Source organism: Erwinia sp. JUb26, from assembly GCF_003751505.1.
Taxonomy (GTDB): domain Bacteria; phylum Pseudomonadota; class Gammaproteobacteria; order Enterobacterales; family Enterobacteriaceae; genus Erwinia.
Window position 1 is genome coordinate 308,859 of sequence record NZ_RJVB01000002.1, and the last position, 23,701, is coordinate 332,559.

The following is a 23,701-nucleotide window of genomic DNA, read 5'->3' on the forward strand; positions in this document are numbered from 1 at the left end:
AATGTAGTAGTCAAGAAATAACAAGCCGCTGATTAAAACGTCGACCATCAGGATTTTATGGAACCTTCAGGAAATCGAAGTTCTTATTTTTACATTGATAATCAATAAATTAAAAAACAATAACCCGATGATAAATGTGACAACTCGGCGCTAAATTGTTTGCAGGATTTTTTCCTGATTTTTGCATTTACTACTACATAACCGCATGTTTGAATGATTCTCAATTACATATCCGACCCCACTCAACGGGCTACGGGTAGACGGCGTTAATCGCAATCCATCGGGCAATGAATACGAAAACTCCTCTCATCTCACCAACGAAGATGGGACACGTGCGGGATATAAATTAAATGACTGAGTTAAGACCTTCTTTTCTGGGGAAAAAGGGTTATGCGCTGTTTTCAGCGATCTTCATCGGCACGCTGGCCTCGTCGGTCGCCATGGCGGCAGACGCCCCCGCCGCCACCGGCAGCAGCGATAAAACGGCGAAGGATGCGGGCACGATGACGGTGGAAGCCAGCGTCGCCGATGCCGATAAGCCGATGACCTCCGGCTACCAGCCGCTGAACTCCACGACGGCCACGCTGACCAATATGCCGCTGCTGGATATTCCGCAGGTGGTGAACACCGTCAGCGATCGGGTGCTCGAAGATCAGCATTCCACCACGCTGGATGAAGTGCTTAACAACGTCAGTAACGTCGTGCAGACCAACACCCTTGGCGGCACACAGGACGCCTTCGTGCGCCGCGGCTTCGGCAGCAACCGAGATGGTTCCGTGCTGACCAACGGCCTGAAAACCGTTCTGCCACGCAGCTTTAACGCCGCCACCGAGCGGGTCGAAGTGCTGAAGGGCCCGGCCTCAACGCTATACGGCATCCTCGATCCGGGTGGGCTGATTAACGTGGTCACCAAGCGGCCGGAGCGCACCTTTGGCGGCTCCATCTCGGCGACCTCCAGCAGCTTTGGCGGCGGCACCGGAACCGTGGATCTGACCGGGCCGATCGAAGGCACCAACCTGGCGTATCGCCTGATTGGCTCCTATCAGCACGAAGACTACTGGCGTAACTTCGGCAAGGAGCGCAGCAGCTTTATTGCCCCGTCTCTGACCTGGTTCGGCGACGATGCGACGGTTAATATCGCGTATTCCCATCGCAACTACAGTACCCCGTTCGATCGCGGCACCATTTTCGATCTGAATACCGGCCATGCGGTAAATGTAAGCCGCGAAACCCGCTTTGATGAAGAGTACAACATCACCGACGGCGAATCGGACCTCGCGCAGCTGAATGCCGAATACCGCATTAACAATCAGTGGACGGCGAAGTTCGACTACAGCTTCAGCCAGGATAAATACAGCGACAACCAGGCGCGCGTGATGGCCTATGACGCCACCACCGGCAACCTGACCCGCCGCGTTGACGCCACGCAGGGATCGACCCAGCGTCAGCACTCGGCGCGCTTCGATCTGCAGGGCGACGTGGTGATTGGCGGCCTGTACAACGAGATCCTGACCGGGGTGGCGTACGAGAATTACGATCTGCTGCGCACCGATATGATCCGCTGTAAGAACGTGCAGGACTTCAATATCTACAATCCGAGTTACGGTTCGACCGGCAAATGCACCACGGTCTCCGCCTCGGACAGCGACCAGACCATCCAGCAGGTTAGCTACTCGGCCTACGTGCAGGATTCGCTGTATCTGACCGATAAGTGGATTGCCGTCAGTGCTCTGCGCTATCAGTACTTTACCGAGTACGCCGGTAAGGGCCGTCCGTTCAACACCAATACCGACAGCACCGACAATGCCTGGGTGCCGAAATTTGGTCTGGTGTATAAAGCGACGCCGTCGATCTCACTGTTCGGTAACGTTTCACGTTCGTTTATGCCGCAGTACTCGATTGCCAGCTACATCGGCGAGCTGCCGCCGGAAACCGCGACCGCTTGGGAAGCCGGGGCCAAATTCGATCTGTTTGACGGCGTAACGGCGAACGTCACCCTGTTTAACATCAATAAAAACAACGTACTGTATACCGAAACCATCAACGATGAGAGCGTAGCGAAAACCGCCGGACGGGTGCGTTCACGCGGGGTGGAGGTGGATGTTGCCGGGGCGCTGACGCAGAACATCAACGTTATCGCCAGCTACGGCTATACCGATGCCAAAGTGATGGAAGACCCGGACTACAAAGGGAAAATGTTGCCTAACGTGCCGCGCCACACCGGATCGCTGTTCCTGACCTACGATTTCCACAACGTGTATGACGGCAATACCCTGACCGTGGGCGGCGGGGGCCATGCGGTCAGCCGCCGTTCCGGCGACAACGGCGAAGATTATTCGCTACAGGGCTATGCGGTTGCCGATGCGTTCGCCTCTTACAAAATCAAGGCAGAGCATCCGGTAACGCTGCAGGTTAATGTGAAGAATATCTTCGACAAAACTTATTACACCTCGTCTATCGCCACCAACAATCTGTCTAACCAGATTGGCGATCCGCGCGAAGTGCAGTTCACGGTCAAAATGGATTTCTGATCCGCACGTTTAAAGCAGCCGTTTATTCTGTGCAAACGTAGTTTATCTCCTGAAGTACATCGGATGTTATGACGACGCCAGTCGTCGCTTTCAGGAGAGAAACTATGGCAGAGCAGCAATTTGACTACATCATCATCGGTGGTGGTTCCGCAGGATGCGTTATCGCCACGCGATTGATAGAGGCCCAGGCAGGCAGCGTCCTGCTGCTGGAAGCCGGCGGTCGCGACGACAGCCTGTTCCACAAAATTCCCGCCGGACTGGTAAAGCTTTCCCCCAAAACCCGCTGGCCCTACCGCACCCTTCCCCAACAGCATGTCAATAATCGCGTTATGCAGGTCGCTCAGGGCCGCGTGCTGGGCGGCGGCAGTTCCGTCAACGGCATGATCTATCTGCGCGGCCAGCCCCGGGACTATGACGACTGGGCGGAAGAATACGGCTGCCGTGGCTGGAGCTTTAACGATCTGCTCCCCTTCTTCAGAAAAGCAGAAAACAACGAATGCCTGAGCGGAAGCTATCACGCCCAGCAGGGGCCGCTGAGCGTCAGCGAAAACCAGTTCCGCCACCCGTTAACCGATGCCTTCGTTCGCGCCGGGCAGGAGCAGGGCCTGCCGTACGTCAATGATTTCAACGACGGCGCCCCCGCAGGCGTCGGCCTGTGGCAGACCACCACGCTTAACGGCGAACGCGCCAGTACCTCACGCGCCTATCTCGACCGGGTGAAAAACAATCCGCAGCTGACCGCGATCACCGGTGCCGAGGTTGAGCATCTGATTATGGAAGACCAGCATGCACGCGGCGTGGTTTATCACACGCACGGCAAATCGCACCGTCAGGCTTATGCCCGGCGGGAGGTGATCCTCTGCGCCGGTGCCTTCGGCAGCGCTAAAATCCTGCTGCTGTCCGGCATTGGACCACACCAGCACCTCGACGATATGAGCATCAAGACCTGTGCCGATTTACCGGTCGGCAAGTATTATCAGGACCACCTGCATATGTCGCTGAACGCCACCGTCACCACCCATAACAGCATGTGGGGACAGGACAAGGGCCTGAGGGCAGTGAAAAATTTCGCCCAGTGGCACTGCTTCCACAGCGGCCTGCTGACCAGCAATATCCTCGAAGGCGGCGCGCTGATCGATTCCACCGGCTGCGGTCGATCCGACATTCAGGTGCATTTCCTGCCGGTGCTGGATAATTTTGAAAACGGACCGGGGGCGAACCCCGCAGGCAGCGAACACGGCATCACGCTAAAAGTGGGCTTTCTGCAAAGCCAGTCGCGCGGTGAGGTAAGACTGAACAGCAGTCATCCAGCCGATGAGCTGGCGATTGATGCCGGTTATCTCAGCAACCCGGCGGACCTGGCCGGACAAATCCGCGCCGTACAGGCTGGCCTGCGTCTGCTGCGCAGCCCGTCCCTGCAGTCGGTCGTCGGGCATATTTTGCATCTCGATGAGGTCAAAGAGGACGATGTCGCCGCCATCACCCAGTTTATCCTCAACGATATTAAAACCGTCTACCACCCGGTCGGCACCTGCCGTATGGGCCCCTATCCGGCGACCTCAGTGGTGGATTTACAGCTGCGCGTTCACGGCATCAGCGGCCTGCGGGTGGCTGACTGCAGTATTTTCCCGCAAATCCCCAGCGGCAATACCAATGCGCCCACCATTATGATCGCCGAACGTGCCGCCGATCTGATCCTCAGCGATATCGCTAACCTCGCCTCCTGACCACGCCAGCCCCCGGCTTCTGCCCTGTGGCAGAAGCTTCTTATTCGACTAGAATTAATTAGTTACCAGAATAATCTTAAAGAGATTAATTCTCATTTCGATGATTTTTATTCTGCTAATTATTAATAAGAATGGTTATCAAACTTATTTAAAAAACGGAACGAATTATATTTAACTAAAATAAAAAACCATAATAAATCATTGCTTTAGATCATCTAAAATAAATTTAGCATTTGCTATAATAAACGGTTTTTATTTTATCAGGATGCGTGCATAATGCGCAGAAATCACCTGTAATCTACAGCCAATAATAATTTTAAGGAGTCACCATGCTGACCAATGAAATGACCGCAAAGCTGAACGACCAGCTGAATCTGGAGTTCTACTCTGCCAACCTCTACCTGCAGATGAGCGCCTGGGCTAACGATAAAGGTTTTGACGGCGCCGCCGCCTTCCTGCGTGAACACTCCGTAGAAGAGATGCAGCATATGCAGCGCCTGTTCAACTACCTGAGCGATACCGGCGCGATGCCGGTGCTGGGCACCATTGATGCACCACCGGTAACCTTTAACTCGCTGAGTGAAGTGCTGGAGCAGGCCTATCAGCACGAGCAGCTGATCACCTCGAAGATCAATGAACTGGCCCACGAAGCCATCACCAGCAAGGATTATTCCACCTTCAACTTCCTGCAGTGGTACGTCGCAGAGCAGCACGAAGAAGAGAAGCTATTCAAATCCGTACTGGACAAACTGGCGCTGGTTGGCAACACCGGACAGGCACTGTTCTTCCTGGACAAAGATCTGAAAAAACTGAGCGAGCCGGGCGCGCACTCCGCACCGTAATTCGCTTTGCCAGGCGAAAGCGTTTTGTTTCGTGCTGTCTGAGCATCAGTCACCGAGCCACTCCCGAAAGGGAGTGGCTTTTTTCATTTACCGATTAATGACCGGCAGGCAGCGTGACCCAGTAGCCCGGCTGGTACGCCACCGGCAGGAAGCGCTGGTGAAATTCGCGGAAGGTGGCATCCGGATCGATATCCTTGAACAGCTCAGGATGCAGCCACTTGGCAATCGCCTGGATCGCTACAAACTGATACGGGCTGTCGTAGAACTGATGCCAGATCGCGTGCGCATTGCCGTTGGTGGCCACCGGCAGCGTATGGAAGGCAGAACGGGCCATCAGCGCCGTTAAGCGTTTTGTCGCTTCTGCCATATCTGCGCCCGGGCCCACGCCCACCCAGCCACCGGCTGTGTTGTAGTTCTTCCAGTTCGCGCCGGTCACAATCACCACGTCGGGACGCGAGGCGATAATCTGCTCGGGGTTCAGGGTGCCGAAGGTGCCGGGGATCAGTCCTTTGGCAATATTGCTGCCGCCCGCCACTTCGACCATACGGCCAAAGTTTTCATCGCCAAACGACATGCAGCACTCTTCGGTGTAGCCCCCGGCGCGATCCAGCATCACCTTCGGACGCTTACCGGTGAAGTTTTTCAGACGGTCGGTGACGATATCGATCTGCTGCTGGCGGAAGGCGACGATTTCTTCGGCGCGCTCGGGTTTCCCCACCAGCTGGCCCATAATGCGGATGCTTTTTTCCGCGTTCTCAAACGGCTTTTCGCGGAAGTCGATAAACACCACCGGGATGCCCAGCTTGTCGAGTTTTTCGGTCAGCTTCGACTCATCGGTCGCCGCTTTCGATTCCAGATTCATCAGCACCAGATCGGGCTTCAGCGTCAGCGCCTGCTCAACGTTAAAGGTGCCATCCTTCGCACCGCCGAAGGTCGGCAGCTTTTTGATCTGCGGATATTTTTCCGCGTAGATTTGATAAGTGTCGAAATCCGCCTTCGGCAGATCGTCGCGCCAGCCCACGACGCGCTGGAAAGGTGCGGCGGTATCGAAGGCCGCCAGCAGGTAGATCTGCCGCCCTTCTCCCAGGATCACCCGCTTCACTTCGGATTTAATTTCAACCTTCCGGCCGCTGACATCTTCCACTACAAACGGTGCAGCCCACAGGCTGGCAGATGCGATCAGACCGGTCAGCAGAATGCCTGTTTTACCCCAAATCGTCATAATAAACCCCAACAAGGAAAATGATAATTATTCTCAGTTCAAGTCTTGCAGGGGCATGCTACGTGGCGATGAAAGTTAAAACAAGATGTGTCAAAAAATTTCATTTGATGACGATTTTAAACGGTGTACCGATAAAATTTCGTATCCACTTTCATCACCGGGAAGGAGGCGGGCAGGTCGGAAACGGCGATTTCCGTAAAGCCGTTTTTCTCATAGAAACGGTGCGCGGCCAGGAACAGCGCGGTGGTGCCGAGAAAGACATCGGTTAATTCCTGCTCGCGGCCATACGCCAGCAGGATGTTCAGCAGCGCCAGGCCGGTGCCGTACGTTTTACCGCGATACTCCGCCGCCACGAACATTTTGCGCAGCGCCGCCTGGCGGTGGCCAATATCCTTCAGCGCGATACAGCCCACCACGCGATCGTCCACCAGCGCCAGCCAGAACTGGCCGTGGCCCTGCTGATAGAAGTTTTCAATGTCGTTGAGGTCGGGCTGCTGCTCTGCGGTAATCGGGATACCAAATTCCTGGGTCTGGATCGGCAGGATCAACTCAAGCACCGCCGCCTGATGTTTAGCGCTGTAGGGTTCAATACGAAGGGTTTTGCCGGTTTCGCTCATTGATGTTGTTCTCTCTGGCGGCCAGGGGCTGCGTTAGGGACGTTAGATGCAGGCGGCAACCGCTAATTGCCGCCTGCTTTCTCTGCCCTTTCAGACTACATCATTAGCATGATAAATCATCAGGTTAATTCGTATTCGGCTATCGACGAGTTCAGCGCGCCGCCGCCTTCACCGCATCGTGCAGATTCAGCCGCTGCCAGAAGCTCTGCGCAGCGTCACCCGACAGCGGATAGCCATCCGCCAGCGCGGTGCGCACCATCAGCTGACGGCGCTGTGCGGCGCTGAGATTCGGCAACGGCGCTTCCAATAGCACTTCAGCCCCTTCCGGCACCACCAGTGGCGATGGCTTCACCTTCGCGGCGGGCAGGTTGTAGGTCATGGTAAAGCGGTAGAACGTCTGCATCGCTTTCGCCGAGTACGGGTCATCCTGCGCCGGTGCCTTCGCACAGTCGCGCAGCGACATACCACACTCTTTCTCCAGCGCGCTGCGCAGCTGCTGCTTCGCCGCGTCGAACAGCTCACGGTAGCGCGGATCGTTCAGGTAGTGCGCCACGTTGCGCTCCGCCACCATTCTTGAACCCATCACATCCAGCGGATAGTGAACGCCGAGCACGATGCGCGAATAACCGTAGCGCGCGCCGCGGTCGATCAGCGGCACAAAGCGCTCAGGCAGCATCTGCGCCATCAGCAGCGCATCGGTGTAGCCGGTGTTGGTGTGGCCGCTCGGGAACGAACCTCCGTCGGCGGTGTAGGGATGGTTATCTTTCGCCACCGCGCTGTCCGGCACGAGGTGAATGGTATTGCCGGGGATCAGGAACGGGCGCTTATAGTCAAAGTGCTTTTTCGCTTCGCTGGTGCTGACTTCGCTGGCCTTCAGCAGCGCCGCCGCCTTGCCCAGTTCGCCTTTGTCATAGGCGCGAATAAACGCCTCACCCAGCTTTGGCCCCAGCGCATCGGCGAGGAAGTAGAGGTAATTCTGTCCTTCGGCATCGACCAGCGCCTGGCGACGTGCGCCGTCGGTGGCGTTGAGGTTGATGTTTTCTACCGTTGCCAGGTTTTGCGCCAGCGTCGCTTCCGGCAGCTTACTGAAGGCGCTCAGCAGTTCAATTCCCGCCTGCTGGTTAGCTTTTTTACCGAAGTCATAGCCGCTGGCCTGCAGCCAGGCTTTGTCGACCTGCTTACCGCCCTGCTTTGCCGTTTCCAGCTGGCTGCGCGCCAGGGTGCTGCTGTCACCCTTAATACCGTTAATCAATGCGGTCTGCACCGAGCCTTCCAGAGCGACCACCGCCGGGCTGCTGCTGGCCGGGGTGGTGGTGTTCACAATCGCGGCAACCTGCGGCAGCTCTGCGGGGGTTTTAGCCTGGGCCAGCGGACCGGCCAGGAGCGAAGCGGCAAGAAGCGTGAGACGAAAGCGCATAAATCATCCTCGTTATTATCAAGTTAACCCTGTCGCCCGCAGACTAGTCCCGCTATATGGCACTTTTATGGCAAAACATATTCCGATACAGATTCCCGCATCCTGTCATAAAACACGCTGAAAAATAGTCGCGTTTGCCTCAAACCTGCCACGGCAGCACGCCTTTGTGGCGGCGCGCGCACCAGGACGCCAGCAGCATCAGCAGCACGACGACCAGGATCATCAGGCAGCCCACCGCCGCCGCCAGCGTTGACGAACCGCCCTCATCAAGGAAGACAATGGTCGGCCCCAGCGTCTGGGTCGAGGAGGTCACCAGCAGGATCGACACCTGGATTTCGTTCAGCGCGGTCAGAAATACGAGGATCGCCCCGGCAATCGCCGATGGCGCGACCAGCGGCAGCAGAATGTCACGCATCCGCCGCAGGAAGCCCGCACCGGCCAGCTGCGCCGCCTCGTCCAGCGATCGCTCCACGCGGGCGAAACCTGCCAGCGTCGGGCGCAGCACCAGCGCAAGGAAGTTGGAAAGATAGGCGGCGAGGATAATCCACACCGTGCCGTACAGGCTGACGTTAACCAGCGGCAGCGGCCGCAGGAAAAACAGCAGCGCCGCGATGCCGGTCACCACGCCCGGCAGTGCATACGCCAGTTCGCTGGAGAGATGCAGCACCCGCACCAGGCGGCTACGCCGCCAGCTGAGGTAGCAGGCCATAAACAGCGCCATCAGGGTCAGGATCGCCGCCGCAATCGCCGTCAGCCACAGACTGGTGAAAAAGGCGTGGCGCACTGCCGGGTAGCCAAACAGCGCGTTGCGGTAGTTAATCAGCGTCAGCGTCTGCGCGTTCAGCGCCTGGCCAAAGCCCTGGGTCAGCGACGTAGTCAGCAGAGCCGACAGCGGCAGCAGCAGGATCAGCGCCATCAGCAGCCATGCGATCACCTCCACCGGCAGTCGCCAGCGGCCAAGAGACTGTGTCAGCGCCTGCGCCGTCCCGCTGACGCGCACGTCGCGCCGACCGCCCAGCAGGCTGCTGACCAGCATTCCGGCCAGGGTGATCGCCGCCAGCAGCAGCGACAGCACCGCCATATCGGGCAGCGCACCCGGTCCGCTGCTGTTCAGCTGCTGGTAGATAAGCGTAATCAGCGTCGGCACGCGTGCCGGAATACCCAACATGGCCTGAATACCGAAGTTACCGGCGGCGGCCACGAAGGAAAGCGCGGCTCCGGCGAAAATCGCCGGGCGCGCCAGCGGCAGGATAATGGTAAGCAGCACATGCAGCGGCGAGGCTCCGGCAATACGCGCCGCCTCAACCAGATCGGACGGCAGGCGCTGAAGCCCGGCGCGCACCGCCAGAAACACCAGCGGGGCATTGTGCAGCCCGAGCAAAAGAATAATGCCGCTCATCGAGTAGAGCGGCGGCGGACCGGCGACGGGGGGCAGGCCCAGCCCGGCCAGCAGTGTCATCAGTGGGCCGGAGGGCGACATCGCCTGCACCCAGGCCAGCGCGGTGACCTGCGGCGGGATCATCAGCGGCAGAATAAAGGCAAAAACCCACGCCGCCCTGGCCCGGATATTACTCAACGCCACCAGCCACGCCGCCAGGGTCCCCAGCAGCAGAGACAGCGCGGTGGCACCCAGTGCAATAAACAGCGTATTGCCGGTCGCACGCAGCACCCGGGGCGTATTCAACAGCCGCAGCAGACGCTCGCTGTCGGGTACGCCCTGTGGTGCAACCGCCGCCCAGATTAGCCGCGCCAGTGGCGCAATCGACAGCAGGCCAATCATGATTGCCAGCAGCCAGAGGATCCACCGCTCGCTGCCGGGCCAGCGGATCGCACGAGGATGTCGGGCGCTGCGCATCATACCGGGCAATACGCTCATCGTTTATCCGCCAAAGATTTCAGTGAATTTCTCACGCACCTGCGTATCGTCATTGACCGCTTTATCGCTGTCCAGCGTCAGCAGTTTGATCGAATCGATTGGGGCAAAGCCGTCCGGTGCCGCTACGCGTTTATCGATCGGCCGGTTGCCCTGCTGCGCCACCAGCTGCTGGCCTTTTTCCGACAGCATAAAATCAACGAAGGCTTTGGCCGCTGGCACGTTGTGCGCGCCCGCCAGGATCGCCACCGGCTCGGTCACGAACGAGGCACCTTCCTGCGGATAAACCAGATCGACCGGCGATCCCTGTTTCTTCGCGCGGATCAGATCGGCATCGGTAATGATCCCGTATTTGGCAACGCCGCTGGCGACCGCTTTCAGCGCCGGACCGTTACCGCCTTCCGGCGTAATGCCGTTGGCCGCCAGCTTTTTATAGAAATCCCAGCCGATGGTTGGCGTATTGATGGCGGTATGCAGGTGGTAGAGCGCCGCGCCGGAATAGAGCGGGCTTGGCACCGCCACCTGGCCGCGATTGCTGGCATCGGTCAGCGCCATCCAGCTGTTAACCGGTTTGGCGTTCTGGGTGTTGTAGCCAATCACCGTGGCGATGATTTTCGTGCCGAACCAGGTCTTATCTTTATCGTAGAAATTCGGGCTGATATGGCTGACCGGCGCATCCGCGTAGGCCATCAGCTTGCCCTCTTTCTTCAGCGCGCCGAGGTTGATGGAATCCGCCACCAGCAGCACATCGGCTTTGACCTCGCCGCTCATCATTTCGGTGCGCAGTACGTTCATGAGCTGGGTGGTGCCGTTGCGGGTCCAGCTGACCTCAATGCCGGGATTGGCGGCTTTAAAGGCTTCAATCGTTTGCTGAGCGATCTCCGGTGCCTGCGAGGTATAAACCACCAGTTTGCCGTCGGCCGCCTGGGCTGACAGAGAGGTGAACGCTAGCAGTGACAGAATTTTTACCGTGCTACGCATCTGTAGTCCTTAGTGAATTTAAAAAAAATTAGTGCGGAATGACCCAGCCGTCGGTGGCGGCCAGCCTGATACGTTCTCCGACCCGCGGCGGTGCGGCGTCTGCCTGCATTAAGGTCAAACGGCACTGCGGATCGCCCAGAGGTTCTATTTCCAGCTGACTGTACCCGCCGCGGTAGATCACCCGGCGGACCTCGCCGTCAAAGCCTGGCGCATCATGCGCGACCCTTTGCAGGTCACCCGCGTGCAGGCAGACTTTGCCTTTCGGCAGGGCGGCCTGGGTGAGGCTGGCCCGCAGCTTTACCCGCTGGCCAAGCAGCGTGACCCAGGCAAAGCCGTGACCATCGGGTTCAACATCCCCGACCGGGACCACCCGACCATCGTCAATGAAGCGCGCCACCATTTCGCAGTCGGGCTGGCGGTAAAGTTCCTGCGGGGTGGCGAACTGCATCACCTGCCCCGCTTCCATCACCACGATGCGGTCGGCTAACGCCATCGCTTCATGCTGATCGTGGGTAATGTAGAGCAGCGTGGCGCCGGCATGATGGTGAAAGCGAGTAAACTCCTCTTCCATCGCGGCGCGCAGATGCACGTCAAGGTTGGCCAGCGGTTCATCCAGCAGCACCAGCTGCGGGCGCGTGACCAGGCAGCGAGCCAGCGCCACGCGCTGCCGCTGTCCGCCGGAAAGGTCCGCCGGGCGGCGTTCGCCCATGCCGTCCAGACCGACCAGCTCCAGCGCGGCATCCACCCGGATGCGGCGGTTGGCGCGATCCATCCCCTTCACCTTCAGGCTGTATTCGATGTTTTCTGCCACCGACATATGTGGCCAGAGGGCGTAGTTCTGGAACACCACGCTCAGCTCGCGCTGCTCCGGCGGCAGATGCTGGCCCGGCGCGCTGTAGCAGCGTTCGCCGACGGTGATGCTGCCGGAATCCGGGGTTTCAAACCCGGCGATAGTCCGCAGCAGCGTGGTTTTACCGCAGCCGGAAGGCCCGAGTACGGCGATAAACTCCCCGTGCTCAATCCGCAGCGAGACATTGCGCAGCACCGGCTGCTGGCTAAAAGATTTACACAGATTCTCGATCAGGATCGCAGACATCAGGCGCTCGGACTCCGTTCAAATAAAGCAACGGCTTAGAACATACTGAGCAAAGATGACAGCGCGGTGACAGCAGGTAGAATGAAGCCTGTGCCGCCCGCCGCCGTTGAACGGTGGGGGGAAAAACGGAGAAAATACCGTTGCGTCGCGCGGTGTGCGTACCGCATCTGAGCGTTAACGCAATTGCGTATCGCGATCGTAGACTCGTTAAACTCATCACAGGGCGACTCACACAGGCAGGTCACATGAGCATCGATTCGGATATCACCGTTCGTAAACTGGAAATTTTCATCGCTTTTATGACCCGGGGAAATCTTGCCCGCACGGCGGAGGCGCTGGGGATCAGCAGCGTCAGCGTACATCGCGCCCTGCACAGCCTGGAAGAAAGCCTGCGCTGCCCGCTGTTTATTCATCAGGGGCGCAATCTGGTGCCGATGCCCGCCGCACAGACGCTGCTGGAATACAGCCAGGAGGCACTCGACCTGCTGTCACGCGGCGTGGAGGAGGCGCGAAAAACCGCCGGAATGAGCCAGGGCAATCTGCGGCTGGGCACGCTCTATTCGCTGACGCTCGAGACGATTCCGCAGCTGATTATGGGCATGAAGCTGCGCCGTCCCGACCTGGAGCTGGAACTGACCATGGGCTCCAATAAGATGCTGTTAAACCGCCTGGAGGAAGGCACGCTGGACGCGGTGCTGATCGCCACCTCCTGTGAGCACATCAATCATAGCCATCTGGAAACGCTGCCGCTGTTTGAGGACGATATTTTCCTCGCCGCGCCCGCCGCCTCCGGTCTGGACGTCAGCCAGGAAGCCGATCTGCGCGATTTTCGCCAGGCTAAATTCGTCTCCCTCGATGAGGGATTTGCCACCTGGCAGGGCTTCCGCGAGGCGTTTGCCGTTGCCGGTTATGAGCCGGAGATCGTCACCCGGGTGAACGATATTTTTTCGATGCTAAGCCTGGTGCAGGCCGGAGTCGGCTATACCCTGCTGCCGGGGCGGATGAAGCGGGTCTATGAAAACTCGGTTCAGCTGCTGCGGCTGGCACCGCCCTATCAGATGCGGCAGAACATCTCGATTGTCTTTGAGCGCAACCGCGAGCACGATCCGAACCTGCTGGCGCTGGTGGCGGAAGGCAGGATGTACAGCCGCCAGCGCGGTTCTAAATCCTGAGCCTTAACGCCAGGCGGGCGGCAATCCCGGTACGGGTTCCTACTCTCTCGGCCAGCTCAGTACGAGCGACTGATCCATAGCGCCAGGCGGGATGCAGCCTGATTCTAGTTCCTGGCTCTCTGCGCCAGGCGGGCGGCATCCTGGTACGGGTTCCTGCTCTCTCGGCCAGCTCAGTATGAGCGACTGATCCATAGCGCCAGGCGGGATGCAGCCTGATTCTAGTTCCTGGCTCTCAGCGCCAGGCGGGCTGCCAGCTCTGGGCCGCTCTGCTCCAGCGCGATCGCTTCGCCGCCCTGACTGAACGACTGCCGCGTCAGCCCGGTGAGCACCGCGCCGGGCGGCATCTCAATCGCCAGCCGCACCTCGCGTTCTTCCGCCGCAATCATCGCATCGTACCAGTTCACCCTGCGCGCCATATTGTATGCCAGGTCGTCGGCAATCTGCTGCGGCTGCCACAGCACGCGGGCGCTGCTGCCGCTGAGAAAGGCGCAGCGCGGGCGATGCAGCGTGACATCACGAAAGGCCTGCGCCTGCGCCTGCGCGGGCTTCGCCAGCAGTTCGCAGTGGGAAGGCACGCTGACCGCCAGCCGACAGGCGCGCTGGGCACCGAGCGATTTCGCCGCGGCCCCCACCCGCGCCATCGCCGCATCCGATCCGGCAATCACCAGCTGCTGCGGGCTGTTGACGTTAGCCAGCCAGCAGTCGTCGCCGAGCAGCGGCAGCAGATCCGCCTGCGGAAAACCGACGATCGCCGTCAGACCGTAGCCCTGCGGCCAGGCGTTCTCCATCAGCGTACCGCGCAGCGAAACCAGCCGCAGCGCGTCGCTGAATGCCAGCGCTCCGGCGATCACCGCCGCCGGATACGCGCCGATCGACAGCCCGGCGGTAATATCAGCCACGGTGCCCTGCCGTTCCAGCGCGCGAGCGTGGGCGACGCCGCTAATCAGAATGCACAGCTGCACTGCGCGGGTGTGCCGTAATGCCTCCGCGCTGTCGAGCAGGCGCGCATCCTCCGCCAGCACCTCGCTGACCTCATCAAGCAGCGCATCACCGTCGGGCAACTGCTGCAGCATGCCGGGCCGCTGTGCGCCCTGGCCAGGAAAAGAGAAAAGCACGTTCATTCTGTACTCCAGGGCCGATCGGTCAGCAGCGGGCCCTGCGGCGTTTTCAGCAGCACCCGCTCTTCCCGCAGCCATTCCGTTAAGGCAAAGCCTCCGCGCGGCGTCCCAATCTGGGTATCCACCCCGCAGGGAAGCTGGCTGACAAACGTCTGCCAGCGCAGCAGTTCGGCGCGGTCCAGCGGCTGCTCGCTGCGGATCAGCAGGTCGAGATCGCTGCTGGCACGCAGCACCGGCACTTCGGTTGCCAGCGCGTAGCCGACGCTGCCGGTGATTCCCCAGCGCCACGGCCACGTCAGCTGGGCCAGCTGTAGCGCGGCCTGCAGCGGCGGCTGGGAAATATAGGGTGAAGCCAGCAGCCGTGCCGCATCGCTTAGCGTCTCCGGCGACAGGATCCGCCGGATATCGCGCGGATCGACCCAGCCTGCGGCCCGCAGATCGCGCTGCAGTCCCCGCACGCCGACCGGCACGCGTCCGCCTGTGTCACTGTCGCGGCGAACTACCAGCGGCAGCGCTGGCCGCCACTGGCTGGCTACCCATTCCGGCAGGTCGCCCTGTAAGGCGGTTCTGTCGGAAACCCAAATCAGATCGTGTGGAGAACTCATTTCACATCCCGGAAGTCAGCGTGATAAACAACGGCAGGCTAAGGATACACAACAGCGAGGTGATCAGCAGAACGGCTTCCGCATCCGGCGACTGCACGCCAAAACGGTTACCGAATACCACCCCGAAGAAGCCCGCCGACAGCGCGATCATCAGGATCGCGGTGATCGCCACCTCGCCATGCAGACCGAGCGCCAGCACCACGCCCCAGGCGATCAGCGGCTGGATCAGCAGCTTGGTGAAACTGCCGAGGATTACCGCGCCGTTGATGCTCAGTTTGCGGGCGGAGAGGATCACCCCAGTGAGGAACAGCGCACCGGCGGTAGCCGCCAGGCCGAGCGGTTTAATCGATGCCAGCACGATCTCCGGCATGCTGACCCCCAGCCCGGACAGCACCACGCCCAGCAGCGGCCCCCAGACGATCGGCTTGGTGACCGAACGCCACATCAGAACCGGCAGCATACCGATGCCTGACAGCTGGCCGTTACCTGCCGCCAGCGCTTTTTCACGCTCAAGGATCAGCAGGCAGAACGGCGTCAGCAGCACCGAACCGCAGGCGATTGAGACGGCCACCGACAGCGAGGTTGTCGAACCTTCCCCCAGCACGCTGCCGAGGATCGGCAGGCCCAGGGCCGCATAGTTCGGCAGGGAGACGGTGAGCGTCAGCACGGCGGCATCCTGCGGGGACTTATGGAATAACCGCGTCGCGGTAAAATAGATGGCGAACCAGCCCACCCACATTGACAGCACCAGCACCACGATCAGCGGCGACTGCTGGACAATCCCCAGCCAGGGGGTTTTTACCGTGGCGCTGAACAGCGCGGCGGGCAGAGCAAAATCCATCACGAACACGTTCAGCAGAGCAACATTTTTGTTGTCCACCATCTTTGCTTTCCCGGCATAAAACCCGAGCAGCATAATCACAAAAATAGGGGCAAGCGCATGAATAATTATATAAGTCATAACATCACCAGGTCGTCAGATTAAGCACCGGTGCGATGATTATTTTTTTATTTTTCAGGCCATGGCTGCGGGGGAACGTTGTCCGTTGGCCCCCGCAGATAACCCGGCAGGTTTGTCTTAATCAGAAGTATTACCAGGCCGCACGCATCCGTTCACGAACCCGTTTTGAGCTGCTGCGGTTTTCCGCCTGCAGGCGGCACTGCAGTCCGGGATCGCGGCGGGCGGCGGCCACGGCGGCGGTCAGCGCCTGGCGCACCTGCGCGACATCGCTCTCGCCCGGCGCGTCCGGCTGGCTGATATCCAGCAGCGACTCCAGCAGGCCCAGCGTCTGGTAGTGATCGATGTCGTAGGCCATAGGCGGGATGGTTTTCGCCAGTTTCTCCAGCGCTTCAACGCTGCGCAGGGTGATGCGCGCCGCCGCCGCCTTGCCCATCGCGTGGATCATTACGCCGTCGTCATTGAAGGCGATCAGCCGGTTGGCCTGATAGCCGTGGGCCAGAAATGCCCCCGACATCGCCTTGCCAACGATCAGCCCGATCACCACGTGGCCCGCCAGACGTGCGCTGGCGTAGGCCCCTGCCGCTGCGGCCAGCGACTGATGAATGCCAAAGGCCTCCTCACGGCGACCGTAGGCCTGGCTGGGTACGTCGATCACCGCCACGATGATGCGTTTATCGGCTTTACCGGCGTCTTCCGCTACGGTTTCACTGACCACCTTCGCCAGCGTCCAGCCCTCCAGCAGGCCGACTTCGCCCCTTGCAGCACGCGGATAGTGATTATTTTCATCCGCCACCACCGCGATAAAGCGTGCGGCTTCACCGTGAACCTCGCCGTCGGCGACCTGCACAGACGGGCACAGCCCGGACAGGCGGCGTGCGCCGTTGGTCAGTTGCTGCAGCCAGACTTCACCGCGTCCCGTTTGCTGTTTCATGACCGATCCTCCCTGCTGAAAAGACGTGTAATCTGCTGCGGGTCCGCCTGCTGGCGGGTATCAAACTGTGTCAGCCGCGGCAGGTAGTGTGCGTAATTTTCGGAACGGTGTACCGCCGGTACGCCCTTCGCCAGCGCGTCCAGCATCGCCTGCCTCACCGCCTTCTGGCCGTCGCCGACCAGCGCATCCGCCAGCCCGCTGGCCGCACGGGTTTCGCCGCCGGTCATGCTCCAGATAAACGGACGATCGCGGGAGTCATATTCGTCAATGCCCGCCTCCTGCTCGATGACCTGCGGGCCGTTCAGCCCCAGGCGCGCTTCGCGGGTGACGATCAGATAGCTGCACAGTCCGGCGGCAATCGACATGCCGCCGAAGCAGCCGACGGTACCGGCAACAATGCCCACCACCGGGGTATAGCGGCGCAGATCGACGATGGCCGCGTGGATATCGGCAATCGCCGCCAGGCCCAGGTTCGCTTCCTGCAGCCGCACGCCGCCGGTTTCCAGGCACAGCACCGCGCGGGTCGGAATGCCGTTGCGGTTGTCTTCCGCCGCCAGCTCCAGCGCCGCCGCCATTTTGGCACCCGACACTTCGCCCATGCTGCCACCCTGGAACGCCCCCTCAATGGCGATTACCACCGCAGGCTGCCCGTCGAGGGTGCCCTTCGCCACCACCATGCCGTCGTCGGCCTGCGGAACGATGCCCTGCATCGCCAGCCACGGCGAGATAATACCTTCGAAGGGATCCAGCAGTTCACGGAAGCTCCCGTCATCCAGCAGCAGCCGCGCGCGCTGGCGCGCATTCAGTTCAATAAAGCTGAGATCGTTACGCATCGGCTACCTCCTCAAATACCTGCTCAATGCGGATCCTCGCCACGCCGGGCGTGGCACCGAAGTCGTGGATGGTCATCTGACCGGCAGGCAGTTCCCCGAAGGTGGCCAGCCGTTCGAACAGCGCTGTCCAGCGCTTGTTGCTGTTATCCACCGAGGTGACGATATCAACGTTCAGGGTGTCACTGCCGTCGGCGACAAACAGCACTTCCATGTCGCCGGAGCCCACAACGCCCGCCAGCGCTCTGCCGCTCAGGCGTCGTGAGGCTGGAAAATTAAGGCTTATCTGTTGCATAAGGTCCTCTTTAAATAAAATCCTTGTGTCGGACGGCCCGTTGCGGACCGCCGTTCGGAATGTCAGGTATTCGCGCTGACGGATGTGCTTCGCCACACCGGTAGCGGGAAGGCATCACGTCGCGCATCAGGCCGGGCAGATACGGTCAAGAAACAGCGCGGCGGAGAGCAGGTCTGCCGCGCCGCCCGGCGAGGCGTTCAGTGCCAGCATCTCCGCATCCAGCCGCGCCAGCGCACGCTGCCCCGCAGGCTGACTGACGCCGCCCGCTGCCAGCACCGCCCGTGCGCCCTGCTGCATCGCCTCAAGCCCGGCCATACCCGCCCGCGACAGCACGCAGGTATCGCTGAGTGAGGTCATCATCACCATCAGCGTATCCAGCCGGGCTTCGTTTTCGCTGGCCCCCTGCTGGCGGCTGCGTCGCAGCTGCGGCAGCGCCAGATTCACTACGTGCGGGAAGCCCTGCTGGGCCTCTTCACGCGCGCCCGGCAACCGGTAGCGTGAGCTGGCGCGCTGACCGTTGCTGAACAGCTTTGGCGCCGTATCATCGGGCAGCATCGCCAGCGCAGCCGCGCCGTTAACCACCTGCTGCACGCTGCCTTCTCCGCCACGCATCGCGCTGGCGGCGATCAGCAGCCCCAGCGCCCAGATCGCCCCGCGATGGGTGTTAACGCCCGAGGTGGTCTGCATCATCTGCGCTTCGCCTTCGCGGCCAAGCCGACCGATCAGCTGACGCAGGGCAATGTCCGCCGGGCGCTGCCAGCACTGCAGGGCCAGCGCGTAGAAGGTCGGGGCCAGGCTGTGGGCCGAGCGCTCAAGGAGATCCAAAGTGAGGTCCTTGTGCGCTCCGCTTCCCCGGCGATCCACCAGGCCCGGCTTCGGCGTCAGGTTCGCCTCTTCCAGCAGGCAGTGGGTTGCCACCACGGCCAGATGTCGCGCGTGGCGCTCTGCTACGATAGCGGCGAGCTGCCGCTGCGGGCTCATTACCAGCTCCTGAACTTGGCCGGTGGCTGATACAGCCCGCCGGACCATTCAACCAGATCCGCCACGCTGCCCGCCGCCAGCAGCGAACGGCTGGCATCGGTACGGCGAATGCCGAGATCTTCCGGGAAGACCACTTTGCCTTCACGGCGCAGCTGGGCCACGCGTTTCGCATCCACGCCCAGACCAACGTCGGTGATACCGGCAACCGCCGCCACCATCGCGCGGCGCTCTTCCAGCGAACTCGCGCGGTAGAGGTAGGCAATCCCCTCTTCGGTCAGCACGTGGGTGACGTCATCGCCGTAGATCATCACCGGAGCCAGCGGCATCCCGGCGGTTTTCGCCACGTCGATTGCTTCCAGTTTTTCCACGAAGGTCGGTTTAGCGCCCGCCTGGAAGGTTTCCACCATCTGCACCACCAGCTTGCGGCCGCGCGCCAGCGGGTCGGGTTCATTGATCATCGCCAGCCAGGCCGGCGTGGCGTGACGGCGGCCGTGCGGATCGTGGCCCATGTTCGGTGCGCCGCCGAAGCCGGACAGGCGACCGCGAGTCACGGTGGAGGAGTTCGCCTGGCCATCAATCTGCAGGGTCGAGCCGATAAACATATCCACCGCGTACTGCCCGGCCATCTGGCAGAAGGCGCGGTTGGAGCGCATTGAACCGTCATTGCCGGTAAAGAACACGTCCGGGCGGGCGGCAATATAATTTTCCATGCCCAGCTCGCCGCCGAAGCAGTGCACGCTGTTCACCCAGCCGCTTTCAATGGCCGGGATTAATGTCGGATGCGGGTTCAGCGCCCAGTGGCGGCAGATTTTGCCTTTCAGGCCAAGCTTTTCACCGTAGGTCGGCAGCAGCAGCTCGATGGCGGCGGTGTTAAAACCAATGCCGTGGTTCAGCGACTGCACCTGGTGTTCGGCGTAGATGCCTTTGATCGCCAGCATCGCCATCAGCACGTGTTCCTGCTTAATCAGGCGCGGGTCGCGGGTAAACAGCGGTTCAATAAAGAAAGGCTTATCGGCCACCACCACGAAATCAATCCACGAGCCGGGGATATCCACGCGCGGCAGATCGCATTCGTCATCCACCAGTTCATTCACCTGGGCAATCACGATGCCGTTATGGAACGCGGCGGCTTCAACCAGCGCCGGGGTATCTTCGGTGCTGGCGCCGGTATAGAGGTTGCCTTTGCGGTCGGCTTTAAAGCCGGCGACCAGCGCCACATTCGGAGAGAGGTCGATAAACAGACGGGCGTAAAGCTCGATGTAGGTATGAATGGCACCGATTTCCAGCAGGCCATCCTCCAGCAGCTGCGAAATGCGCAGGCTTTGGGTACCGGAGAAAGAGAAATCCAGCTTGCGGGCAATGCCCTTTTCAAAGATATCAAGGTGCTCGCTGCGGCCGACGCTGGGCATAATCATGTGCAGGTCGTGCAGCGTTTGTGGGTTGACCTGCGCCAGCGATCGGGAAAGAAAATCGGCCTGCTTCTGGTTATTGCCCTCCATCACCACCCGGTCGCCGGGGGAGATCAGTTTTTCTAGCATGGCGACAATATCGTCGGTGGGCAGGACTTTATGGGAGAGACCGAGGCTGGCGATACGACGCTGTTTCTCGCGCCGACGCGTATCCCAGATCTGGGGTGACGGGGTAGATAACATGGTTAACCTCCTGTAAGTGCATCCTCTGAAGATGCTTTCAGTATGGCAGCCAGTCTGGACCTGAAAGGGCGGAGCATCAATTACGCTTCGTGCCAGATCGTTACTCTGAGAGTAACGATTAGAATAATCCGCCCGTTGTTCAGGGGATTAAGGCTAAGGCACGGAATGTATTCGTTTTATATCCAGCAGGCTGAATCAAAAATGCCACAAACGTGCGCTGTTTTCTTAACAGAAACGTTTGTGGCAGGAGGGGGGCGGCGTCAGTCGGCTGTAGTTTCCTGCTCCGGCTGCTGGTGAATGGCGATATAGCGCTGGAAGCGGGTCTCTTTCAGCCGGGTGAGGTCAACCAGCACCAGACCGTCAATGCAGTGGTTAAAGTCGGGGTCGCTGCCGAAGTCGATAAACTGCACGCCGCCGCTTTCGCAGAGCTCGGAGTACTGTTTGTACAGCGGCGGAATGCCGGTGCCGAGATTCGCCAGCAGGCGTTTCAGGCGCTTGAGATCTTCGCTGTAGTTATCGCCGGTGAACTGGGCCAGCACGTCCGGCAGCGATGCCGGATACGGGCGGCGCGAGGTGGCCAGCGGCAGTAATGGCGCAAAGTAGAGGCGATAGAAGGCCACCAGCAGATCGCGCGCCGCCAGCGGCAGCCCGCCGGAGATGGAAACCGGGCCAAACAGGTAGCGGTACTGCGGATACTTCGCCAGATAGGCACCGATGCCCATCCATAAATAGTCGAGGCCGCGTTTGCCCCAGTAGGCCGGCTGGATAAAGCTGCGGCCGAGTTCGATGCCCTGCATCAGCACCGGGTTCATCTGATGATCGTAGTGGAACAGGCTGTGGCTGTAGATGCCCTCCAGTCCCCTGCGTTCGAACTGCTCGGCGGTCGGGATAAAGCGGTAGGCCCCGACAATATCCAGCGCGTCTTCATCCCAGAGGATCAGGTGATAGTAGTCGTCGTCGTAGTCGTCGAGGTCGCGGCGGGTGCCGCTGCCCTCCCCCACCGCGCGGAAGGCAATTTCACGCAGCCGCCCCAGTTCGCGCAGGATCGGCACGTAGTCCTCGCCGTTGCGGCGATAGAGGTAAATGGTTTTGCCATCGGGCAGTTTGCCCAGCACTTCACAGCCCGCCAGCGCGCGCTTCAGCACCGCACGGTCTTCGCTGCGGGCGATGGCCGCTTCAGTCTGGAACAGCGCCGATTTACCCTGCGCCACGCGGTACAGGTGGCGGCGGAACCGGGCGGCCAGTTCTTTCGCCGGGGTGCGACCGTCGTGCCAGCTGGCGTAAGGGATGCGCGCGCCGATTTTCAGCTTCAGCCGCTCGCCGCGATTGCCGAACATCTCTTTCACCAGCAGCAGCATCGACAGCGGCTGGTAGATTTTGGAGGTCAGGTAGAACAACGCGCTGTTGCGGCCGCTGACGTGGATCGGCACGATCGGCGCACGGTAGCGCGCCGCCAGCCGCAGGAAGCCGTGACTCCATTTGCCGTCCTTAACGCCCTTGCTGCCAAAGCGCGACACCTCGCCCGCCGGGAAGAAGATCAGCACGCCCTGGCTTTCCAGCTGGTCCTGCATCAGGCCCACCTGCTGGCGGCTGGTGCGATTGCCCATATTGTCCACCGGCACCATCAGGCTGCTCAGCGATTCCAGGCAGTTCAGCAGGCGATTGGTGACGATTTTCACATCGCGCCGCACCTGCGACACCGCGTGCAGCAGCGCCAGACCGTCCAGCGTGCCGAGCGGATGGTTGGCAACGATCACTACCGGACCCTGGCTGGGGATCTGTTCCAGGTCACGCTCGCTCAGTTCGCAGCTGACGTCGAGGTATTCCAGCACCTGTTCGACCATATCCAGCCCTTTCAGGTGTTTATAGCGCTGGTTGAATCGCTGGAATTCTTTTTCATGCAGCAGGCGGCGCAGGACGCTTTTCTGCCAGGAAGGGGTTTCACGCTGCGGACAGAGGTCTTCAAGTACGGTTTCAATAGTAAACACAGGCTTATCTCCCGGGTGTTTTATCCGCACACTAACCACCGGGAATGACGCCAACATGGCAAAAAAATGACGAAAAGAAGACAGCGCAACGCGGCCTGTTTAGCCGCGCTGCAAGGGGTTCAAATCGGAGAGGAAATTACTCTTCCAGCTGCAGCGACGGCAGTTGGGAGAAAACGCTTAACAGCCCGCTGCTCCACAGCTGGCGGATCTGCGAGAAGTAGGGATGCTTTTCGGTAATATGGTGCTGCTGGGCACAGCTGAAGCTATCCGCCGGGTAGGTCATTACGTCCAGCGGCAGCCCGACCGAAATATTGCTCGCCAGAGTGGAGTCCATGGAGATTAACGCGCACTGCATCGCCTGATCCAGCGGCGTATCGTAGCGCAGCACGCGGTCAATAATCGGCTTGCCGTATTTGCTTTCGCCAATCTGGAAATACGGCGTATCGGTGCTGGCCTCAATAAAGTTGCCCTGCGGGTAGATCTGGAACAGCCGCGGTTCTTCACCTTTGATCTGTCCGCCGAGCAGCAGCGTGCCGCCAAACTCTTCGCCGTCGCGCTTGATCACCGTCCTCAGCGTTTCCCCCACCAGCAGCGCCACGTCGTACATATTGCTACAGCTCATCAGGTTCGGTTTTTTACCGTCTTCACAGCCCCGTCGCAGCAGGCTCAGGGCACTCTGCGTGGTGGCAAGGTTGCCGGCGCTTTGCAGCACCAGCGTCCGCTCATCATCCTGTTGGAATACATGGAGCTTACGGAAAGAAGAAATATGGTCCACGCCCGCATTGGTACGGGAGTCGGACACGAAAATCATCCCTGACGATAAGCGCATTGCCACACAATAGGTCATAGTTTTCCCGATTAA

The 23,701-nt window shown here is 60.2% G+C and carries 20 protein-coding genes; 4 read left to right on the forward strand and 16 right to left on the reverse strand.

Annotated elements, in window-relative coordinates; translation table 11 throughout:
• The first annotated feature begins 440 nt into the window (after positions 1–440).
• The 3 genes from EC836_RS06530 to ftnA all read left to right on the forward strand — a co-directional run bounded on the left by EC836_RS06530 (position 441) and on the right by ftnA (position 5,100).
• The gene (locus EC836_RS06530) at positions 441–2,531 is read left to right on the forward strand and encodes a TonB-dependent siderophore receptor (RefSeq protein WP_370347163.1); all 2,091 of its coding nucleotides are present in this window, start codon (positions 441–443) and stop codon (positions 2,529–2,531) included.
• A 104-nt stretch (positions 2,532–2,635) separates the two neighbouring features.
• Positions 2,636–4,258, forward strand: coding sequence for a GMC family oxidoreductase (locus tag EC836_RS06535; protein WP_123331312.1), 1,623 nt, complete (start codon positions 2,636–2,638; stop codon positions 4,256–4,258).
• A gap of 329 nt (positions 4,259–4,587) precedes the next feature.
• Complete coding sequence (ftnA, locus tag EC836_RS06540; protein ID WP_123331314.1) at positions 4,588–5,100, forward strand: non-heme ferritin; 513 nt, start codon at positions 4,588–4,590, stop codon at positions 5,098–5,100.
• Positions 5,101–5,194: 94 nt separating this feature from the next.
• On the opposite strand, the gene EC836_RS06545 is transcribed toward ftnA, so the two are convergent.
• The 6 genes from EC836_RS06545 to EC836_RS06570 form a co-directional block, all read right to left on the reverse strand.
• Entirely contained in the window at positions 5,195–6,322 is a 1,128-nt protein-coding gene (locus EC836_RS06545) for an ABC transporter substrate-binding protein (protein WP_123331316.1), read from the reverse strand.
• A gap of 116 nt (positions 6,323–6,438) precedes the next feature.
• Complete coding sequence (locus EC836_RS06550; RefSeq protein ID WP_123331318.1) at positions 6,439–6,939, reverse strand: GNAT family N-acetyltransferase; 501 nt, start codon at positions 6,937–6,939, stop codon at positions 6,439–6,441.
• Positions 6,940–7,090: 151 nt separating this feature from the next.
• On the reverse strand, positions 7,091–8,356 hold the full coding sequence (locus EC836_RS06555) for a phosphatase PAP2 family protein (RefSeq protein ID WP_123331320.1): 1,266 nt from the start codon (positions 8,354–8,356) through the stop codon (positions 7,091–7,093).
• A gap of 139 nt (positions 8,357–8,495) precedes the next feature.
• Positions 8,496–10,214 carry an iron ABC transporter permease gene (locus EC836_RS06560; RefSeq protein ID WP_233599185.1) on the reverse strand — a complete coding sequence of 573 codons (1,719 nt, stop codon included), beginning with the start codon at positions 10,212–10,214 and terminating at the stop codon, positions 8,496–8,498.
• A gap of 21 nt (positions 10,215–10,235) precedes the next feature.
• The gene (locus tag EC836_RS06565) at positions 10,236–11,210 is read right to left on the reverse strand and encodes an ABC transporter substrate-binding protein (protein ID WP_123331323.1); all 975 of its coding nucleotides are present in this window, start codon (positions 11,208–11,210) and stop codon (positions 10,236–10,238) included.
• Between the two features lie 28 nt (positions 11,211–11,238).
• Positions 11,239–12,306: an ABC transporter ATP-binding protein gene (locus EC836_RS06570; protein ID WP_123331325.1), complete on the reverse strand. Its 1,068-nt coding sequence runs from the start codon at positions 12,304–12,306 to the stop codon at positions 11,239–11,241.
• A gap of 245 nt (positions 12,307–12,551) precedes the next feature.
• On the opposite strand from EC836_RS06570, the gene EC836_RS06575 reads away from it, so the two are divergent.
• Positions 12,552–13,478 (forward strand): LysR family transcriptional regulator, encoded by a 927-nt coding sequence (locus EC836_RS06575; RefSeq protein WP_123331326.1) that lies wholly within the window; start codon positions 12,552–12,554, stop codon positions 13,476–13,478.
• Between the two features lie 218 nt (positions 13,479–13,696).
• Here the strand turns inward: EC836_RS06575 and mdcH are convergent, their stop codons facing one another.
• From mdcH to EC836_RS06625, 10 genes are all read right to left on the reverse strand, one after another.
• The gene (mdcH, locus tag EC836_RS06580; protein WP_123331328.1) at positions 13,697–14,599 is read right to left on the reverse strand and encodes a malonate decarboxylase subunit epsilon; all 903 of its coding nucleotides are present in this window, start codon (positions 14,597–14,599) and stop codon (positions 13,697–13,699) included.
• Positions 14,596–15,201, reverse strand: a complete 606-nt coding sequence (locus EC836_RS06585) for a malonate decarboxylase holo-ACP synthase (RefSeq protein WP_123331330.1) — start codon at positions 15,199–15,201, stop codon at positions 14,596–14,598. The genes mdcH and EC836_RS06585 overlap by 4 nt, the downstream gene beginning before the upstream one ends.
• 1 nt (position 15,202) lies before the next feature.
• Positions 15,203–16,162, reverse strand: coding sequence for an AEC family transporter (locus EC836_RS06590; protein ID WP_123331333.1), 960 nt, complete (start codon positions 16,160–16,162; stop codon positions 15,203–15,205).
• Positions 16,163–16,292: 130 nt separating this feature from the next.
• On the reverse strand, positions 16,293–17,093 hold the full coding sequence (gene mdcE / locus EC836_RS06595; RefSeq protein WP_123331335.1) for a biotin-independent malonate decarboxylase subunit gamma: 801 nt from the start codon (positions 17,091–17,093) through the stop codon (positions 16,293–16,295).
• Positions 17,090–17,926: a biotin-independent malonate decarboxylase subunit beta gene (locus tag EC836_RS06600; protein WP_123331337.1), complete on the reverse strand. Its 837-nt coding sequence runs from the start codon at positions 17,924–17,926 to the stop codon at positions 17,090–17,092. Before EC836_RS06600 ends, mdcE begins: the two co-directional genes overlap by 4 nt.
• Positions 17,919–18,218 (reverse strand): malonate decarboxylase acyl carrier protein, encoded by a 300-nt coding sequence (gene mdcC, locus EC836_RS06605; RefSeq protein ID WP_123331339.1) that lies wholly within the window; start codon positions 18,216–18,218, stop codon positions 17,919–17,921. Before mdcC ends, EC836_RS06600 begins: the two co-directional genes overlap by 8 nt.
• 126 nt (positions 18,219–18,344) lie before the next feature.
• Positions 18,345–19,199, reverse strand: a complete 855-nt coding sequence (locus EC836_RS06610; protein WP_199735043.1) for a triphosphoribosyl-dephospho-CoA synthase — start codon at positions 19,197–19,199, stop codon at positions 18,345–18,347.
• Positions 19,199–20,851: a malonate decarboxylase subunit alpha gene (gene mdcA / locus EC836_RS06615; protein ID WP_123331342.1), complete on the reverse strand. Its 1,653-nt coding sequence runs from the start codon at positions 20,849–20,851 to the stop codon at positions 19,199–19,201. Before mdcA ends, EC836_RS06610 begins: the two co-directional genes overlap by 1 nt.
• Positions 20,852–21,111: 260 nt before the next feature.
• The gene (locus EC836_RS06620) at positions 21,112–22,839 is read right to left on the reverse strand and encodes a lysophospholipid acyltransferase family protein (RefSeq protein WP_123331344.1); all 1,728 of its coding nucleotides are present in this window, start codon (positions 22,837–22,839) and stop codon (positions 21,112–21,114) included.
• 136 nt (positions 22,840–22,975) lie between these two features.
• Positions 22,976–23,686 (reverse strand): proteasome-type protease, encoded by a 711-nt coding sequence (locus EC836_RS06625; protein WP_123331346.1) that lies wholly within the window; start codon positions 23,684–23,686, stop codon positions 22,976–22,978.
• Positions 23,687–23,701 lie beyond the last annotated feature (15 nt).

Excerpts from the sequence above, each read along its gene's own strand:
- ftnA (WP_123331314.1), top strand. The coding sequence starts at position 4,588 with ATGCTGACCAATGAAATGACCGCAAAGCTGAACGACCAGCTGAATCTG.
- mdcE (WP_123331335.1), bottom strand. The coding sequence starts at position 17,093 with ATGAAACAGCAAACGGGACGCGGTGAAGTCTGGCTGCAGCAACTGACC.
- mdcH (WP_123331328.1), bottom strand. The coding sequence starts at position 14,599 with ATGAACGTGCTTTTCTCTTTTCCTGGCCAGGGCGCACAGCGGCCCGGC.
- EC836_RS06600 (WP_123331337.1), bottom strand. The coding sequence starts at position 17,926 with ATGCGTAACGATCTCAGCTTTATTGAACTGAATGCGCGCCAGCGCGCG.
- EC836_RS06550 (WP_123331318.1), bottom strand. The coding sequence starts at position 6,939 with ATGAGCGAAACCGGCAAAACCCTTCGTATTGAACCCTACAGCGCTAAA.
- EC836_RS06610 (WP_199735043.1), bottom strand. The coding sequence starts at position 19,199 with ATGAGCCCGCAGCGGCAGCTCGCCGCTATCGTAGCAGAGCGCCACGCG.
- EC836_RS06625 (WP_123331346.1), bottom strand. The coding sequence starts at position 23,686 with ATGACCTATTGTGTGGCAATGCGCTTATCGTCAGGGATGATTTTCGTG.
- EC836_RS06565 (WP_123331323.1), bottom strand. The coding sequence starts at position 11,210 with ATGCGTAGCACGGTAAAAATTCTGTCACTGCTAGCGTTCACCTCTCTG.
- EC836_RS06535 (WP_123331312.1), top strand. The coding sequence starts at position 2,636 with ATGGCAGAGCAGCAATTTGACTACATCATCATCGGTGGTGGTTCCGCA.
- mdcA (WP_123331342.1), bottom strand. The coding sequence starts at position 20,851 with ATGTTATCTACCCCGTCACCCCAGATCTGGGATACGCGTCGGCGCGAG.
- EC836_RS06545 (WP_123331316.1), bottom strand. The coding sequence starts at position 6,322 with ATGACGATTTGGGGTAAAACAGGCATTCTGCTGACCGGTCTGATCGCA.
- EC836_RS06585 (WP_123331330.1), bottom strand. The coding sequence starts at position 15,201 with ATGAGTTCTCCACACGATCTGATTTGGGTTTCCGACAGAACCGCCTTA.
- EC836_RS06570 (WP_123331325.1), bottom strand. The coding sequence starts at position 12,306 with ATGTCTGCGATCCTGATCGAGAATCTGTGTAAATCTTTTAGCCAGCAG.
- EC836_RS06590 (WP_123331333.1), bottom strand. The coding sequence starts at position 16,162 with ATGACTTATATAATTATTCATGCGCTTGCCCCTATTTTTGTGATTATG.
- EC836_RS06560 (WP_233599185.1), bottom strand. The coding sequence starts at position 10,214 with ATGATGCGCAGCGCCCGACATCCTCGTGCGATCCGCTGGCCCGGCAGC.
- EC836_RS06555 (WP_123331320.1), bottom strand. The coding sequence starts at position 8,356 with ATGCGCTTTCGTCTCACGCTTCTTGCCGCTTCGCTCCTGGCCGGTCCG.
- EC836_RS06530 (WP_370347163.1), top strand. The coding sequence starts at position 441 with ATGGCGGCAGACGCCCCCGCCGCCACCGGCAGCAGCGATAAAACGGCG.
- mdcC (WP_123331339.1), bottom strand. The coding sequence starts at position 18,218 with ATGCAACAGATAAGCCTTAATTTTCCAGCCTCACGACGCCTGAGCGGC.
- EC836_RS06575 (WP_123331326.1), top strand. The coding sequence starts at position 12,552 with ATGAGCATCGATTCGGATATCACCGTTCGTAAACTGGAAATTTTCATC.